Annotated in this window: 15 protein-coding genes and 1 tRNA gene; 6 read left to right on the forward strand and 10 right to left on the reverse strand. The window is 66.3% G+C overall.

All coding sequences use genetic code 11. From position 1 onward, the window contains the following. Positions 1–11: 11 nt before the first annotated feature. Entirely contained in the window at positions 12–626 is a 615-nt protein-coding gene (rdgB, locus tag AC24R4_RS12575) for an RdgB/HAM1 family non-canonical purine NTP pyrophosphatase (RefSeq protein WP_400393133.1), read from the forward strand. Further along, positions 623–1873, forward strand: coding sequence for a radical SAM family heme chaperone HemW (hemW, locus tag AC24R4_RS12580; RefSeq protein WP_153947523.1), 1251 nt, complete (start codon positions 623–625; stop codon positions 1871–1873). The genes rdgB and hemW overlap by 4 nt, the downstream gene beginning before the upstream one ends. A 106-nt stretch (positions 1874–1979) precedes the next feature. On the opposite strand, the gene AC24R4_RS12585 is transcribed toward hemW, so the two are convergent. Further along, positions 1980–2519, reverse strand: a complete 540-nt coding sequence (locus AC24R4_RS12585; protein WP_400393131.1) for an outer membrane lipoprotein — start codon at positions 2517–2519, stop codon at positions 1980–1982. A gap of 296 nt (positions 2520–2815) precedes the next feature. On the opposite strand from AC24R4_RS12585, the gene AC24R4_RS12590 reads away from it, so the two are divergent. Continuing rightward, positions 2816–2905: transfer RNA gene (locus AC24R4_RS12590), tRNA-Ser, on the forward strand. Positions 2906–3008: 103 nt separating this feature from the next. Here AC24R4_RS12590 and AC24R4_RS12595 read toward each other — a convergent pair. The 5 genes from AC24R4_RS12595 to gudD form a co-directional block, all read right to left on the reverse strand. Further along, on the reverse strand, positions 3009–3665 hold the full coding sequence (locus AC24R4_RS12595) for a DUF799 domain-containing protein (protein WP_487523200.1): 657 nt from the start codon (positions 3663–3665) through the stop codon (positions 3009–3011). Further along, complete coding sequence (locus AC24R4_RS12600; protein WP_400397123.1) at positions 3662–4108, reverse strand: DUF4810 domain-containing protein; 447 nt, start codon at positions 4106–4108, stop codon at positions 3662–3664. The genes AC24R4_RS12595 and AC24R4_RS12600 overlap by 4 nt, the downstream gene beginning before the upstream one ends. Positions 4109–4136: 28 nt before the next feature. Next, the gene (locus AC24R4_RS12605; protein WP_400397120.1) at positions 4137–4820 is read right to left on the reverse strand and encodes a CsgG/HfaB family protein; all 684 of its coding nucleotides are present in this window, start codon (positions 4818–4820) and stop codon (positions 4137–4139) included. Positions 4821–5126: 306 nt separating this feature from the next. Then, complete coding sequence (locus tag AC24R4_RS12610; protein ID WP_400393770.1) at positions 5127–6152, reverse strand: Bug family tripartite tricarboxylate transporter substrate binding protein; 1026 nt, start codon at positions 6150–6152, stop codon at positions 5127–5129. A gap of 67 nt (positions 6153–6219) precedes the next feature. Beyond that, positions 6220–7596 (reverse strand): glucarate dehydratase, encoded by a 1377-nt coding sequence (gene gudD, locus AC24R4_RS12615; RefSeq protein WP_400393762.1) that lies wholly within the window; start codon positions 7594–7596, stop codon positions 6220–6222. A 277-nt stretch (positions 7597–7873) separates the two neighbouring features. Between gudD and AC24R4_RS12620 the strand changes: the two genes are divergently transcribed. Next, complete coding sequence (locus AC24R4_RS12620; RefSeq protein WP_153947519.1) at positions 7874–8623, forward strand: FadR/GntR family transcriptional regulator; 750 nt, start codon at positions 7874–7876, stop codon at positions 8621–8623. Between the two features lie 214 nt (positions 8624–8837). After that, on the forward strand, positions 8838–10415 hold the full coding sequence (locus tag AC24R4_RS12625) for an aldehyde dehydrogenase (NADP(+)) (protein WP_400393764.1): 1578 nt from the start codon (positions 8838–8840) through the stop codon (positions 10413–10415). A gap of 79 nt (positions 10416–10494) precedes the next feature. Here AC24R4_RS12625 and AC24R4_RS12630 read toward each other — a convergent pair whose 3' ends face one another. The 4 genes from AC24R4_RS12630 to AC24R4_RS12645 are packed head-to-tail and all read right to left on the reverse strand — an operon-like array spanning position 10495 to position 14039. Next, the gene (locus AC24R4_RS12630) at positions 10495–11715 is read right to left on the reverse strand and encodes an osmoprotectant ABC transporter ATP-binding protein OsmV (protein WP_400393766.1); all 1221 of its coding nucleotides are present in this window, start codon (positions 11713–11715) and stop codon (positions 10495–10497) included. Further along, complete coding sequence (locus AC24R4_RS12635; RefSeq protein ID WP_153947516.1) at positions 11712–12362, reverse strand: ABC transporter permease; 651 nt, start codon at positions 12360–12362, stop codon at positions 11712–11714. The genes AC24R4_RS12630 and AC24R4_RS12635 overlap by 4 nt, the downstream gene beginning before the upstream one ends. Before the next feature lie 10 nt (positions 12363–12372). Beyond that, complete coding sequence (locus tag AC24R4_RS12640; protein WP_487523201.1) at positions 12373–13314, reverse strand: glycine betaine ABC transporter substrate-binding protein; 942 nt, start codon at positions 13312–13314, stop codon at positions 12373–12375. An 8-nt stretch (positions 13315–13322) separates the two neighbouring features. Next, positions 13323–14039, reverse strand: coding sequence for an ABC transporter permease (locus tag AC24R4_RS12645; protein ID WP_400393768.1), 717 nt, complete (start codon positions 14037–14039; stop codon positions 13323–13325). Between the two features lie 667 nt (positions 14040–14706). On the opposite strand from AC24R4_RS12645, the gene AC24R4_RS12650 reads away from it, so the two are divergent. Then, positions 14707–15615: a pirin family protein gene (locus AC24R4_RS12650; protein WP_400392195.1), complete on the forward strand. Its 909-nt coding sequence runs from the start codon at positions 14707–14709 to the stop codon at positions 15613–15615. Positions 15616–15876: the final 261 nt, after the last annotated feature.

Raw genomic sequence — 15876 nt, forward strand, 5'->3', positions numbered from 1 at the left:
AGGGAATGACGATGCAACGCCTGGTCCTGGCCTCCAACAACGCCGGCAAGGTGCGCGAATTCAGCGCGCTGCTGTCGCCGCTCGGATTCGACGTCGTGCCGCAGGGCGAGCTGGGCATTCCGGAAGCCGAGGAGCCGTTCGTCACCTTCGTCGAAAACGCGCTGGCCAAGGCCCGCCATGCCAGCCGCCTGTCGGGCATGCCGGCGCTGGCCGACGACTCGGGCATCTGCGTGGACGCCCTCGATGGCGCGCCCGGCGTCTATTCGGCCCGCTACGCGCAGATGGTCGGCAAGCCGAAGTCCGATGCCGCCAACAACGCGCACCTGATTTCGCAGCTGGCGGGCAAGCTGAACCGCCACGCCCACTATTACTGCGTGCTGGTGCTGGTGCGCCATGCCGACGATCCGCGTCCGATCATCGCCGAAGGCACGTGGGCGGGTGAAGTGGTCGACGCCCCGCGCGGCGCCGGGGGCTTTGGCTACGACCCGCACTTCCTGCTGCCCCGGATCGGCAAGACGGCCGCCGAACTGAGCGCGGACGAGAAGAACAGCATCAGCCATCGCGCGCTGGCCCTGCAAGGGCTGGTGGCACGGTTGCAGGCCGCCAGTCTCAAGGTAGGCGCATGATCCCCATCATCCCCGCGGGCAGCGGCAAGCCGGCTGACGTATCGCCGGCCGGCAACCAGCAGCTCTGGCTCAAGCCGGGCCAGATCGCCCTGCCCGGCTCGCCGCCGCTGTCGCTGTATGTCCATATTCCCTGGTGCGTGCGCAAATGTCCGTACTGCGACTTCAACTCGCATGCGGCACCGGGCAAGAACGACAGTCACGACATCCCCGAGGACATGTATCTCGATGCGCTGCGTGCCGACCTGGAGCAGTCGCTGCCGCTGGTGTGGGGCCGCCCGGTGCATACGGTGTTCATCGGCGGCGGCACGCCCAGCCTGCTGTCGGCGGCGGGCATGGACCGCCTGCTGTCCGACATCCGCGCGCTGCTGCCGCTCGATGCCGACGCCGAGATCACGATGGAAGCCAACCCGGGCACGTTCGAGGCCGAACGCTTCGCGAGCTACCGGGCCAGCGGCATCAACCGGCTGTCGATCGGCATCCAGAGCTTTGACGACCGGCACCTGCAGGCGCTGGGGCGTATCCACGGCGAGCGCGAAGCGCGGGCGGCCATCGACATCGCGCTGAAGCACTTCGACAACGTCAATCTGGACCTGATGTACGCCCTGCCCGGCCAGACCATCGACGAATGCGTGCGCGATCTCGAAGCGGCGCTGTCCTATGGCACCACGCACCTGTCGCTGTACCACCTGACGCTGGAGCCGAACACGCTGTTCGCGAAGTATCCGCCGGCCCTGCCGGACGAGGACATCGCCTACGAGATGCAGGACATCATCGAAGCCCGCACGGCACAGGCGGGCTTTCGCCACTACGAAACGTCCGCCTATGCCCGCCCGCATCGCGAGGCCAGGCACAACCTCAATTACTGGCGTTTTGGCGATTACCTGGGGATCGGCGCCGGCGCGCACGGCAAGCTGTCGTTTCCGAACCGTATCCTGCGCCAGATGCGCCACAAGCATCCGGCCACCTATATGGAACAGGCCATGGCCGGCAACGCCGTGCAGGAAGCCCGCGAAGTTGGCGCGGACGAACTGCCGTTCGAGTTCATGCTCAACGCGCTGCGGCTCACCGACGGCGTGCCGGCATCGAGCTTCCACGACTACACCGGCCTGCCCCTGCACACCATTGGCAAGCAACTGGCCGCGGCGGAAAAAAAAGGACTGCTCGAAGCGGACCCCACCACGATCAAGCCGACCGAACTGGGCCGCCGGTTCCTCAATGACCTGCAGGAGATGTTCCTGAAGGATTGAGCCGGCATGGCTCATGGTCGTTCGACGAAGGTAAATCAAAAGCAAAAGCGCCACACCCTGAACCGGTGTGGCGCTTTTACTATGTACTGCGTTGGCTGACTGCCGATCAGTACGGCGTCGCCATGTCGTTGGCCACGCGTGCGCGGTCACCCACGCGCAGGTTGCCCAGATTGCTCTGCGTCACCGTGGCCACGCGGCCATCGTCAAGCCGCACGTTCACGCGGTAGGCGGTCGATGTATTGCTGCCGGCGCGCTTCTCGATCTGGTTCCCGGCCACGGCGCCACCCACGGCACCGACGATCGTGGCCGCGGTCTGCCCGCGTCCGCCGCCGACCTGGTGGCCCAGCAGGCCGCCCGCCGCGCCGCCGATCACGGTGCCCAGCAGGCCCGAACTGCCCTGCGTCGTCTGGATCGGCTCGATCGATTCCACGCGTCCGGTAAAGACCGAACCGCTCGGTGCCTGGTAGCTGTTGGTGCCCGGCTGCTGATAAGGCTGCGGAGGCGGGGCCGTGTTGTAGTTGCCGTAGCCGCCGTAACCGGGCTGCGCGCAGCCGGCCAGGCCAGCGGCCAGCGCCAGTGCGCCCAGGCTGCCAAGCGCGAGCCACGACCGGGGCGTGCCCTGGTTGTCCTTGTGTTGTCCCTGCATGATCAATGCTCCTCTGATAGCGGAATGAGGCGTTTGGAAAGGTGGACCTGCGCGGCAAGCGCCCGCAAATCGACCTTTCTAGGAACCTTACAGCCCCAACATGGTTCCGCGCTGTCCGACAAAGACCGACAAATGCGCCAGTGCCCGACCCATTCCGGGCCGAAGCCGTCATGGCCCCGTCAACCATGCGACCTGTCGTGCGCCCATCAAGCCGCACACTGCCCGGCCCTGCGACCTTGTATAATGCGCGGCCGGGCATGACGGATGACACGCCGCGCCCGGTATCCAACCCGAAAGGAAGCGTGGCCGAGTGGTTTAAGGCAGCAGTCTTGAAAACTGCCGATGGGGTGACCCATCCGTGAGTTCGAATCTCACCGCTTCCGCCAGACAAATGAAAAATGCCGCGGCACCGCTCCGATCTGGAGCCAGTGCCGCGGCATTTTTTGTTGGCCGCTCGCAGGCGGCCAGATCGGTCCGACGCAGTCCGACTCAGTCAGATTGATACTTCGGCGAACGCGGGCCGTACAGGATGCCGTTGGGCATCCCGGCCGACAGCAGGCGTGCGCTCGCGGTGCCGGCCACGGGATAGCTGGCGTCGGTCAGGTGGTTCATCGCCTGGTTGATGGCTGCCGTGACCAGCATGCCGATCAGGCCGCCGCCGCTGCTGCTGCTGTCCTGCGCCGCCACCGCCCTGCCGCTCCAGAGTTCATCGCCGGTCTTCAGGTCCACCAGCGTCGCTTTCGCGGCCACGCGGGTCACGCTGCTCAGCACCTGGTAGCGCGAGCCGTAGTCGGTCACGGTCACATACAGCGCCGCGTCGGCCCCGAAGATTTCGCGCAGCTTGGGCACCGGCACGGTGTGGATATCACCGGGCACGGTCAGGCCGTTCTGGCGGAACGTTTCGTCGACCAGCGCCACCGGCAGCACGTAGTAGCCCGATTCGGCCAGCGGATACGTGGCCTGCGCCAGCATCGCGTAGGTGGCCTTGATGTCAGGCGACTCGTTCAGCGGCGGCAGCACCACGATCGAACGCGGGCGCGCTTGCTTGAACGCGGCGTAATTCACCTGCGTGGTCGGCACGGCGCAGCCGGCGAACAGCGCGGCCGTGCCCAGGGCGGCGATACAGGTCAGAAGGCGGCGCATCATTTGGTGCTCCCTGCGGTGACGTCAGACCTGGCGGCGGCCGTGGTTTCCGCCCTGGCCTGCGGTGCGGTGGCGGCCCCCGCCTCCTTGCGCTCGTCGGTCTTCATGTTGCGCATCAGGAAGTCCATGTACGGCGTGGACTCGGGGAACAGGGTCTTTTCGGTCTGGAATTCCTTGACCGTCTGCTCGCCCTTGCCCACGTTCAGGTAGAGCATGCCAAGCTGGGCGTGATAACCCGGCGGCACCGAACCGCCCTTGGCCTTGATCTTTTCCAGGCCGCTTTCGAGCGCGGTGATCTGCGCTTCCTTCGACTCACCCTTGAAGTACTCGTAGACCTGCGACTGGTAGCCTTCCCACTGGTACATCGACTGCGGACCGGCGCAGCCAGCCAGCAGGCCGGCCGCCGACAAGAACGCCGCGTTGCGCAGCGTGACCCATTGCTTCATGTTTTTCTCGCTTTTTGTTGGTAACGGCTTACTGCTGAACCGGCTTCCAGGCTCCGCTTTCGATCGCGTTCACCAGGTTGTTCACGGCTTCGCGCATGGCCAGGTCCATTACCTTGCCGTTGAGCGTCGAGTCGAAGCTCGCCGTTCCGCCAAAACCGATCACCTCGCGATTCGACAGCTTGTATTCCCCCGCGCCCTGCGTGGCGTACACGACTTCGGACGTGCTGATATTGACGATATTCAGGTTGACCTTGGCGTAGGCCACCTGCTCGCGGCCACGGCCCAGGATGCCGAACAGCTGCACGTCGCCCACTTCCTTGCGGCCGAACTCGGTGATATCGCCGGTGACCACGAAATCGGCACTCTTGAGCTTCTGGGCCTGGTTCTTGATGGCGGCTTCGCGCTTGATCTCGTCGAGGTTCTCGCGCTCCAGCACGTTGAAGCGGTTGGTCTGCTGCAGGTGCGTCACCAGGCTGGTCTTGGCCTGGCCACTCAGGCGGTCGATACCGTCCGAGAACACGCCGCGCATGTAGTTCGAGCGGTTATCGAACTTGCCCACCGCGATCGGGGTGCGCACGCCGTTGAACGGGCGGCTCGCGCTTTCCACCTTCTGCACCGGCAGGGCCGTCGACGTTTCGGTCGCGCAACCGGCCAGGCCCATGGCGGCCACGATCCCGGCCAGGCAGCAGCTCTTCAGATTCCTCACTTCCATTTCTCCAGATAGCGTCAAGGGTCGGCCATTTGCCGACTCGGCAACATGGACCAGCGGCCCAGATTCATCAATAGCAAAAGGGCGAAATATTACTGACGCAGATCAAATCTGTCAGATTTTCAGCGTGCCACTGGCCTGATACTGCCCAAATCGTTATCGGACATGTCCCGCGATTGTTAATGGCGAGGCTGGGGTACCCCCACTTCAGGCGGGGCTTGGCGGCAAACACGCAGCCAGCCATCGGGCGCGCAAAGAAAAACCCCGCCATGCAGGCGGGGCCAATGTCCAGCAACCTCCGTGGAGGCATTACTCGGCGGTGATCTTGCCTTGCTCGATCACGGTCTTCCAGCGTTTGAGTTCCTGGTTCTCGAACTCGGCGAACTGTTCCGGCGTGTTGGCGACGACCTCGAAGCCCTGCTCGCTGAGCTTCTTCTGCATGCCAGGGTCCTTGAGCGCGCCGACGATGGCGCCGTGCAGGCGGGTTTTCACGTCGGCCGGGAGCCCCTTGGGTGCGGCCACGCCCTGCCACGAATACACATCCACGTCCTTGACGCCGCCCTCGACCATGGTCGGTACGTTCGGCAGCACCGACGACCGCTTGTCCGAGGTCACGGCCAGTGCCTTGAGCTTGCCGGTACGGATGTGCTGCAGCACCGCGTTGATGTTCTGGAACGACACATCCACCTGGCCCGCCAGCAGGTCGGAGATGGCCGGCGCACCGCCCTTGTACGGCACGTGCAGGCCCTCGGTGCCGCTCTTCTGCCAGAACAGCGCGGCGGTCAGGTGATCGGACGAGCCCGCACCCGAACTGGCAAACGACACCTTGCCGGGGTTCTTCTTCATGTAGGCCACCAGTTCCTGCAGCGACCGGGCCGGAAAGTTCGGGTTCGCCACCAGCACGTTCGGTGCGCGCACGGCCACCGTCAGCAGGTCGAAATCCTTGGCCGGGTCGTACTGCAGGTTCTTCTGCAGGAACGGATTCACCGCAAAAACGCCAATCGAGGCCACCAGCATCGTGTAGCCATCGGCCGGCGCACGCTTGACGAACGTGGCACCGATGGCGCCGGTGGCGCCCGGCCGGTTTTCCACCACGAACGGCTGGCCGAGCTTCTCGTTGAGCGGCTGGGCCAGCAGGCGCGCGATGGTGTCGGTGGACCCGCCAGCCGGGAACGGCACCACGACCGAGACCGCACGTTGCGGCCAGGCGGTGCCCGAAGCCATGGCGGCGGTGCTCACCGTCATGCCGGCCGCCAGCGCAACGGCCACGCCGGCAATGCGGCGCAGCCACGTGGAAGCGAAAGCCGCGCGCGGGGCGGCCGTGAAGGTGTACATCATGGGGTTGTCTCCTGCTTTGAACGAAAGCTGTGCGGCTTCTCTGCATAGGTGGCCGATACGTCGATCAGCGCACCATGCAAGGCATCTTGTTGTTGAACTTCCAGTTGGGGATCAGGAACTGCATGGCGATGGCGTCGTCGCGCGCGCCCAGGCCCTTTTCCTGATAGAGGCGGTTGGCGCGCGCCAGCGCGTCCATGTCCAGTTCCACGCCCAGGCCCGGCGTCTTCGGCACCTGCACCAGGCCGCCTTCGATCTTCAGCGGATGGCGCGTCAGGTGTTCGCCGTCCTGCCAGATCCAGTGCGTATCGATGGCGGTGACACGGCCCGGCGCGGCGGCGGCCACGTGCGTGAACATCGCCAGCGAGATGTCGAAGTGGTTGTTCGAATGCGAGCCCCAGGTCAGGCCCCATTCCGCGCACATCTGCGCCACGCGTACCGAACCCTGCATGGTCCAGAAATGCGGGTCGGCCAGCGGAATGTCCACCGACTGCAGGCGCACCGCGTGGCCCATCTGGCGCCAGTCGGTGGCCACCATGTTGGTGGCGGTCGGCAGGCCGGTGGCGGCGCGGAATTCGGCCATGATCTCGCGGCCCGAATAGCCGTCCTCGGCGCCGCAGGGGTCTTCGGCGTAGGCCAGGATGCCGTGCTTGTCGCGGCACAGGCGGATCGCGTCCTTCAGCAGCCAGCCGCCGTTCGGGTCCAGCGTGACGCGCGCCTTCGGGAACCGCTCGTGCAGGGCGATGATCGCTTCCATTTCCTCGTCGCCGCTCAGCACGCCGCCCTTGAGCTTGAAGTCGTTGAAACCGTATCGCTCATAGGCCGCTTCGGCCAGGCGCACCACGCCCTGGGCATCCATCGCCACTTCGTTGCGGACGCGGAACCACGCGTTGTCGGCGCCGGGTTCGGTACGGTAGTCGAGCGTGGTCTTCCTGCGGTCGCCCACATAGAACAGGTAGCCCAGCATTTCCACGGCATCGCGCTGCTGGCCTTCGCCCAGCAGCGCGGCCACGGGCACCTGCAGGTGTTTGCCCAGCAGGTCCAGCAGCGCCGCTTCCAGCGCGGTGACGGCGTGGATGGTGATGCGCAGGTCGAACGTCTGCAGGCCGCGCCCGCCGGCATCGCGGCTGGCAAACTGTTCGCGCACCTTGTTCAGGATGGCCAGGTACTGGCCGATGCCCTGCCCCACCACCAGCGGGCGCGCGTCTTCCAGCGTCTGGCGGATGCTTTCGCCGCCGGGCACCTCGCCCACGCCGGTGTTGCCGGCGCTGTCCTTGAGGATCACGATGTTCCGGGTGAAGTAAGGGCCATGCGCGCCCGACAGGTTCATCAGCATGCTGTCGTGGCCAGCGACGGGCACCACGGTCAGTTCGGTCACGACGGGCGTGACCGACGCGAGAGACGTGACGGGCAAGGCGCCCGCGGCTTGGGTAGTTGCGTTCATGTGGAGGGTCTCCGATTCCTGGTGTCTGGGCCGCCGGGTTCGCGCTTCGCGGTGGATGTGCGGAAATGCGCCCTGCTGTCTGCTGCTCATACGCTAATATATTAGTTGACCTGTGCGGCTAGGCGGTCGTGCTGCCACAACGGTTTCATGGCGGCAAGTTGCTGTGCGTTATCGGTCGTCGTATGACTTATGACGCAGTATAATGAGCGCGTACCTGCGCGGTCAACATTGCCGCCGTCAGGGTCATCCCCACAATGGTTCCAACACCTGCCCGCCCATGTCCAACGCTTCGATGACTTCGCCCGCTCCCCTGCGCCGCCGTGGCCGCACGCTTGCTGAAGAAGTAGTCGGCAACCTGACCGAGAGCATCCAGCAAGGCCAGCTCAAGCCGGGCGACAAGCTGCCGACCGAATCCGAAATCATGGCCACGCTCGGCGTGAGCCGCACCGTGGTGCGCGAAGCCCTGTCGCGCCTGCAGGCCAGCGGCCTGGTGGAAACGCGCCACGGCATCGGCACCTTCGTGCTGAACCGGCCCATCGAGACCCATTCGCCGTTCCGCATCGACCCATCGGCGATGGTCACGGCCATGGACGTGCTGGCCATGCTCGAATTCCGCGTGAGCCTCGAAGCCGAGGCCGCCAGCCTGGCCGCCACGCGCCGCAGCGATGATCAGCTGCGCGCCATGCGCCGCGCGCTGGACGACATGAAGCGCAACGCCGCCGAGGGGAGCGACGCGGTGGGTTCGGATTTCGAATTCCACCTGTCGATTGCCCGCGCCACCGGCAACCGCTATTTCACCGACATCATGGGCCACCTGGGCACCATGGTGATCCCGCGCAGCCGGCTGCAGGTGAGCCAGCCCGAGCGCGAACAGTATCTGGAGCGCGTGAGCTTCGAGCACGAGAGCATTTTCGATGCGATCGAGCGACGTGATCCGGAAGCCGCCAAGGCGGCCATGCGCATGCACCTGACCAACAGCCGCGAACGCCTGCGCAAGGCGTCGGCGGCAGCCGGATCCCCGACCTGAACCCCCATGCATCGCCTGACCGTTTCCCCGGCAGGCGACGCGGTTGCGAGGCGCCCAGCAATGTCATATGATGTCTTACGACGATGGCTTGACAACAATTCCGGGGCGAGACGCACTGCGGCAGGCGCATTCATGACAGCCACCCCTGGCTGCCTTTGCCTGGCGTGACGGTGTTCTGGCCGTCCTTTCCCAATTTCCCGCAGGACCCAAGATCATGACGATGACTGGCGAAATGCTGATCGGCGCCTCTGCCGTTCGCGGCACCGAAACCACCTTTTACGGCATCAATCCGGCCACGGGCGAAAGCCTCGAACCGGCCTACCAGGGCAGCACGTCGGCCGATGTGGACCGTGCCTGCGCGCTGGCCGAAGCCGCGTTCGACACCTATCGCGCCACGTCTCCCGAGCAGCGCGCCACGTTCCTGGAATCGATCGCCGCCGGGCTGGAAGCCCTGGGCGACGCCCTGATTCAGCGCGCGCATCTGGAAACCGCCCTGCCGATCGCCCGCCTGCAAGGCGAACGCGGCCGCACCGCCGGCCAGCTGCGTCTGTTCGCACGCGTGCTGCGCGATGGCCGCTGGCAAGACGCCACGCTCGACAGCGCCCTGCCCGAGCGCACCCCGCCGCGCCCGGACCTGCGCATGCAGCGCATCGCCGTCGGCCCGGTGGCCGTGTTTGGCGCCAGCAACTTCCCGCTGGCCTTCTCGGTCGCAGGTGGCGACACGGCCTCGGCGCTGGCCGCTGGCTGCCCGGTCGTCGCCAAGGCACACCCGGCACACCCGGGCACGTCGGAACTGGTGGGCCGCGTGATCCAGAAGGCCGTGGCCGATGCCGGCCTGCCCGAAGGCGTGTTCTCGCTGGTGCAAGGGGTGGGCAACGCCATCGGCACGGCGCTGGTGGCGCACCCGGTCATCCAGGCCGTGGGCTTCACGGGCTCGCGCGCCGGCGGCCTGGCCCTGATGAACGTGGCCAACAGCCGCCCGGTGCCGATCCCCGTCTACGCCGAAATGAGCAGCATCAACCCGGTGTACCTGCTGCCCGAGGCGCTGGCCGCCCGCGGCGAGCAGATCGCCCGTGACCTGGTCGATTCGCTGGTGATGGGCGTGGGCCAGTTCTGCACCAACCCGGGCCTGCTGCTGGCCATCGAAGGCCCGGCGCTGGAGACATTCCGCGCCGCGGCGCACGGCGCGCTGACCGGCAAGCCGGCCGCCACCATGCTGACGCCGGGCATCCATGCCGCCTTCGAGCGTGGCGTGGCCCAGCTGTCGGAAATCTCGGGCCTGACCCGTGCCGCCTGCGGCGTGGATGCCACGGGCCCGAACCAGGCCCGCCCGGTGTTCTTCGAAACGTCGGCCGACAAGTTCGTGGCCGACCACCGCATGCATGCCGAAGTGTTCGGCCCGTCCACCGTACTGGTGGTCTGCAAGGACGCCGACGCGCTGGTGGATGTCACCCGCATCCTCGAAGGCCAGCTGACTGCCACGGTCCAGGCCGATGCCGGCGACCATGCCGTTGCCGCCAGGCTGCTGCCGGCCCTGGAGCGCAAGGTGGGCCGTATCCTGTTCAACGGCTTCCCGACGGGCGTGGAAGTGTGCTTTGCGATGGTCCACGGCGGCCCGTTCCCGGCCACGTCGGACACGCGCACCACGTCGGTGGGCACCACGGCGCTGGACCGCTTCCTGCGTCCGGTCTGCTATCAGAACTTCCCGGCCGCCCTGCTGCCCGAGGCGCTGAAGGACGGCAATCCGCTGAACGTGTGGCGCCTGAAGGACGGCGAGCTGGGCCACGCCTGATGTCCCGGCATCTGCCCCAATAGAAAACGGCCGCGTCTGCGGCCGTTTTTCATGGTGTCGTGCAGCGCGCGCTTGCCTTTCAGGCCGCGGCACGTTCCTTCTGCGGCGCCGCCACCGGCGCCGGCCCGATGGTCGTCACCGGCGAACTGGCGGGCGGCTGGATCACCGGCGCGGTGCCGCGCGAGCGGCCCGAGCTCAGGTAGTCGGCAATCGATTCCTGCGTGACTTCGCCCAGGTAGACGCCGTCCCCGTCGATTACCGGCAGCCAGCTGGTGTTGTGCTGGTACATGCGCGACAGCACGATGCGCAGGTGCTCGTCGAATGCGGCCGTGGTGGTGAACTGGCGCATCACGTCCGCGCACTGGCCGCCCTTGGCCAGCGCGTTGCGCACGTCGCGGCGCGTCACGTAGCCCAGCGCGCGCTGCGCGTCGTCCACCACGGGCAGGTGGCGCACGTCGGCATCGTCCATCACCCCGAACGCTTCGGCCAGCGTCATGTCGGGGCGGCAGCTTGGCGGCAGGGTGGCCGCGTCGCCGGCGCGCACCAGCAGCAGGCGCTTGAGCGTGTTGTCGTGGCCCACGAAGGCCTGCACGAAGTCGTCGGCCGGATGGGCCAGCAACGCGTCGGGATGGTCGAACTGCACCAGCCGGCCGGCGCGGAACACGGCCACCTTGTCACCGAGCTTGATGGCCTCGTCGATATCGTGCGACACCATGATCACGGTCTTGCCCAGCTGGCGCTGCATCTGGAAGAACTCGTTCTGGATGCTCTCGCGGTTGATCGGATCCACCGCGCCGAACGGCTCGTCCATCAGCAGCACGGGCGCGTCGGCGGCCAGCGCGCGAATCACGCCGATCCGCTGCTGTTGCCCGCCGGACAGCTCGCGCGGATAGCGTTTGAGCATCTTGTCCGGGTCCAGCTGCACCATGCGGATCAGCTCGCGCGCCCGTTCGCGGCATTGCTTCTTGTTCCAGCCCAGCAGGCGCGGCACGACCATGATGTTCTCTTCGATGGTCATGTTCGGGAACAGGCCGATCTGCTGGATTACGTAGCCGATCTTGCGGCGCAGCGTGACGCCGTCGATGCCGGTGGTGTCCTCGCCGTCGATGCGCACGGTGCCCGACGTCGGCTGGATCAGCCGGTTGATCATCTTCAGCGTGGTGGTCTTGCCGCAGCCTGACGGCCCCAGGAACACGCAGATCTCGCCGCGCGGCACGGTCATGCTGACCTCGTTGACGGCGCGCACTTCGGTGCCGTCCTTCTGCGGGAAGGCCTTGGTGAGTTTGTCGAGTTCGATCATTGTCGGATTCCTTTCGGTGTCAGGGCACGCTGCAGGCTTTGCAGCGCGACGTCGGCCACGATGGCGAGCAGGCTCACGAGAACGGCGCCCACGGCAAGCTTGCTCATGTTGCTCTGGCTGATCGCCTGCAGGATCAGCACGCCCAGGCCACCGGCGCCGATGATGGCGGCAATGGTGGCCACGCCAATATTCATGACCACCGCCGTGCGCACGCCGCCCAGGATCACGGGCACGGCCAGCGGCAGGTCCACCAGGCGCATGCGCTGCCACGTGGTCATGCCGATGCCGCGCCCCGCTTCCTGGATGCCGTCATCGATATGGGTCAGCGCGGTGTAGGTGTTGCGCATGATCGGCAGCAGCGAGTACAGGAACACCGCCGTCACGGCCGGCACGTAGCCCAGCGCGTGGCCGAAGCGCGCGAAGATCGGGATCATCAGCCCGAACAGCGCGATCGACGGCAGCGTCAGCACCACGGTGGCCAGCGCCAGCAACGGCGTGGCCAGGAAACGGTGGCGGGTGATCAGGATGCCCAGCGGCACCCCGATGACGATGGCCATGCCCACCGCGGAGCCCACCAGCGCGAGATGCTCGCCGGTGAGCCGCAGCAGCGTCGGCCAGCTATGGTGAAGGTAAGTCAGCAGATCCATGCGGCGCTCCTCAGATCAGGCCGTGGCTGCGCAGGAAGTCGCCTGCCACCTTGTCCACGGGTTGCTGGTCGATGTCGACCTTGTAGTTCATGTCGGTCATCGCCGCGTTGTCGAGCTTTGCTGCCAGCGCGTTGAGCAGCCCGCCCAGTTGCGGATGCGCGTCGAGCACCGCGCGGCGCACCACCGGCACCGCGTTGTACGGCGGGAAGTAATGCAGGTCGTCCTCCAGCAATACGAGGTCGAAGCCCTTCACGCGGCCGTCGGTCGTGTAGACCAGCCCCAAATCCACCTGGTTGTTCTTGAGCGCGGTGTAGACCAGGCCCGGATCGAGCTGGATCACGTCCTTGCGCGTGAACGGCAGCTTGTACGCGGCCTTCAGCGGCTCCAGGCCGTCAGGGCGGGCGGCGAATTCCATGTCCACGGCCAGCGGATGCTTCGTGCCCTCGCCCTCGGCGCGCATTTTCGCGGCGTAGGCCGACAGCGTGCGGATATCGCCGGCGCGCTCCTTCGGCATGGCGAATGCGTAGGTGTTGTTGACCTGCGAGGCATCGAGCCAGACCAGGCCCTTCGCGGCATCGAGCGTCTTCACGCGCTTGTAGCTTTCCGGGCCGTCGAGCTTTTCCTCGACCTTGTTGAACACGATCAGCGCGGTGCCGGTGTAGTCCCACACCACGTCGAGCTGGCCCGATTCCAGCGCCTGGCGCATCAGCGTGCTGCCCAGCCCCGAGGTCAGCGTCGTGTCGATGCCCTTGGCCTTCAGGTACTGCGTGGTCATCGACGACAGGATCAGCTGCTCGGTGAAGTTCTTGCCGCCCACCCGCACCGGGCCCGCGCCTTCCTGCGCGCGCGCCGGGGCCGTGGTCAGCAGCAGCACGGCCAGCGCGATCCCAATGGCGGCGGCCAGCCAGAACACGCGGCCTTCCATCAGACGATTCACGGATTTGGATTTCATACGATTCCTCACTGCGCCAGTCCGCGACGACGCAGGTAGATCTGGCCGGCGGCGGCGAACAGCGCGTCCAGCACCAGGGCCAGCAGCGCGGTAGCGGCGGCGCCCAGCAGCAGCAACGGCTGGTTGTTCAGGTAGATGCCCGGGAAAATCAGTTCGCCCAGGCTGTTCGCGCCGATCAGGAACGACAGCGGCACGGTGCCCACGTTGATCACCAGGCTGATGCGCACGCCGGCCAGGATCACGGGCAGCGCGTTGGGCAGTTCCACGCGCACCAGGCGCTGGCACGGCGTCATGCCGATGCCGCGCGCGGCTTCCTTGAGGGCGGGCGACACGGTGCGCAGCCCTTCGTAGGTGTTGCGCACGATCGGCAGCAGCGAGGCCAGCCACAGCGCCAGGATCGCCGGACGCTCGCCGATGCCCAGCACGGCCAGCGCCAGGGCCAGCACCGCCAGCGACGGCACGGTATTGCCGATGTTGAACACCTGCATGAGCCGGTCGGCCCAGCGGCGCATGCACGGGCGGCTCAGCGCGATGCCGGCCGGCACGCCGGTCAGCAGGGCCAGTGCCATCGAGATCGCCACCAGGCGCAGATGGTCGGCCACGTCGTAGAACAGGCGGTCCTGGTACTGGTGGATGACGTCAACGCCGATCCACGCGACCAGTCCGGCCAGCGCAACGGCAACGACGCCCCCCCAGGCCAACGCCCGGATGGTTCGTTTTGACATATTTCCCCTCTCCAACCCCGGTGCGGCCGACCATGCCAATGCAAATGCATGAATCACCACATCCCGGATGCGGAAAACAAAAGGGCCGGCGGAAATGTCGATGGGGTGCCCGCCGGGGCCCTGGTTCAGATTGCCTTGCCGCCATGACCGGCACGATTGCCAGCGGACGGACTATTGGGTGCGGCACCGGCCTGGAGACCGGCGAAACACCCGATTGATGGGGTCCAGGCATGAAGCCCAAACCCGCAGGAGCGGCGCAACCCCGAAAGGTTGGCCAGTGGCGGCGATTGATGCCCGACAGATGTCGTGTCGGTATGGCGCCGCCGGTCAATCGGCCGTTGCCAGACAACGGATTGCGGGGTTCGGGGTGCAGCCCCGACCACAGCAATTATTGGCAACGGATGACAAAGAGACCGCTATTCTACACAACTTCTGCGATCCTGTCATCTTCACCGTTTCCGTCTCCGAAATAACCGGGTTTCGCGCGAAATTTCCGAGTGCGGCTTCGTTGCATTAACGCGATCGATCGACGCCTCTCCGTTCCATCGGCAGAACAATCTGTTGCCTGCCGACCCTCTACCGCTTTCTGGCCAAACCCTTACATTGAGTGGGTAGACACGACGGCCGGAAGCCAGGGTTTCCAGGCCGTCCCAACAGGAGATTTCACATGACCACCCGTATCGCCACCGTTCCGGCCACCGCCACGGAAACCGTGCAGCGTTCGCGCGCCGTGGATCGCGTGGTTCGCGGCATCGCCACGTCTGACGGCGCCGGCGTGAAGCTGACCCGCGTGCTGACGCAGAACCTGCAACGCCGGCTCGACCCGTTCCTGATGCTCGACGCCTTTGGCACCGACAACAAGGACGACTACATCGGCGGCTTCCCCGATCACCCGCACCGCGGCTTCGAGACCATCACCTATATGCTGGCCGGCCGCATGCGCCATCGCGACAGCGCCGGCCACGAAGGCCTACTGGAAAACGGCGGCGCGCAGTGGATGGTGGCCGGCTCCGGCGTCGTGCACTCGGAATTGCCGGAGCAGGAAGACGGCCGGATGGAAGGTTTCCAGCTCTGGCTGAACCTGCCGGCGGCGGACAAGATGACCACGCCCTGGTATCGCGACATGCCGGCGGCGGCAATTCCGACCGTGGCCCTGCCGTCGGGTGGCACGGTGCGCGTGCTGGCCGGTGCCTCGCATGGCGTGGCCGGTGCCGTGACGCGTCCGGTCACCGAACCGCTGTACCTGGACGTGCATCTGCCGGCCGGCCAGTCGTTCACGCAGGCCCTGCCGGCCGGGCATAACGCGTTTGTGTACGTCTATCGCGGCGCCGTGACGATCGGCGACGCCGTGGTGGAAGCGCAGCGCATGGGCGTGCTGGACAACGCGGGCGAGTCCGATGGCGTGGTGGTCACCGCGAACGAGGACACCCGCTTCCTGCTGATCGCAGGCCAGCCGCTGAACGAGCCCATCGCGCAGTACGGCCCGTTCGTGATGAACACGCAGGACCAGATCTACCAGACCCTGGCCGATTTCCGAGACGGCCGGTTTGCGACGATCCCCGCCAGCGCCGCCTGACACGCGCAACTGATCCGGGTCAACCCTGACCGCCGCCCTGCCCTAGCCGGCAGCGCGGCGGTTTTTCTTTGCGGCTGTGGCCGGCACGCGACTTGCAACCTCCCGGTACCCGTTGTGGGGCATGGCTGGAGGGCCAAAGTGGTCCGCCCAGCCCCCACGCACTTATATAATCCACCCCAAATTCCGGGCATCACGCAATCATGATGATGACGACCTGCCTCGCGGCGATGCTGCGCCACGCACAGCCGTCGTCACGTGCTT

The sequence above is a fragment of the Cupriavidus sp. CER-90 genome (assembly GCF_057652055.1).

Coding starts and splice junctions, on each gene's coding strand:
- rdgB (WP_400393133.1), top strand. CDS start 12: ATGCAACGCCTGGTCCTGGCCTCCAACAACGCCGGCAAGGTGCGCGAA.
- hemW (WP_153947523.1), top strand. CDS start 623: ATGATCCCCATCATCCCCGCGGGCAGCGGCAAGCCGGCTGACGTATCG.
- AC24R4_RS12585 (WP_400393131.1), bottom strand. CDS start 2,519: ATGCAGGGACAACACAAGGACAACCAGGGCACGCCCCGGTCGTGGCTC.
- AC24R4_RS12595 (WP_487523200.1), bottom strand. CDS start 3,665: ATGATGCGCCGCCTTCTGACCTGTATCGCCGCCCTGGGCACGGCCGCG.
- AC24R4_RS12600 (WP_400397123.1), bottom strand. CDS start 4,108: ATGAAGCAATGGGTCACGCTGCGCAACGCGGCGTTCTTGTCGGCGGCC.
- AC24R4_RS12605 (WP_400397120.1), bottom strand. CDS start 4,820: ATGGAAGTGAGGAATCTGAAGAGCTGCTGCCTGGCCGGGATCGTGGCC.
- AC24R4_RS12610 (WP_400393770.1), bottom strand. CDS start 6,152: ATGTACACCTTCACGGCCGCCCCGCGCGCGGCTTTCGCTTCCACGTGG.
- gudD (WP_400393762.1), bottom strand. CDS start 7,596: ATGAACGCAACTACCCAAGCCGCGGGCGCCTTGCCCGTCACGTCTCTC.
- AC24R4_RS12620 (WP_153947519.1), top strand. CDS start 7,874: ATGTCCAACGCTTCGATGACTTCGCCCGCTCCCCTGCGCCGCCGTGGC.
- AC24R4_RS12625 (WP_400393764.1), top strand. CDS start 8,838: ATGACGATGACTGGCGAAATGCTGATCGGCGCCTCTGCCGTTCGCGGC.
- AC24R4_RS12630 (WP_400393766.1), bottom strand. CDS start 11,715: ATGATCGAACTCGACAAACTCACCAAGGCCTTCCCGCAGAAGGACGGC.
- AC24R4_RS12635 (WP_153947516.1), bottom strand. CDS start 12,362: ATGGATCTGCTGACTTACCTTCACCATAGCTGGCCGACGCTGCTGCGG.
- AC24R4_RS12640 (WP_487523201.1), bottom strand. CDS start 13,314: ATGAAATCCAAATCCGTGAATCGTCTGATGGAAGGCCGCGTGTTCTGG.
- AC24R4_RS12645 (WP_400393768.1), bottom strand. CDS start 14,039: ATGTCAAAACGAACCATCCGGGCGTTGGCCTGGGGGGGCGTCGTTGCC.
- AC24R4_RS12650 (WP_400392195.1), top strand. CDS start 14,707: ATGACCACCCGTATCGCCACCGTTCCGGCCACCGCCACGGAAACCGTG.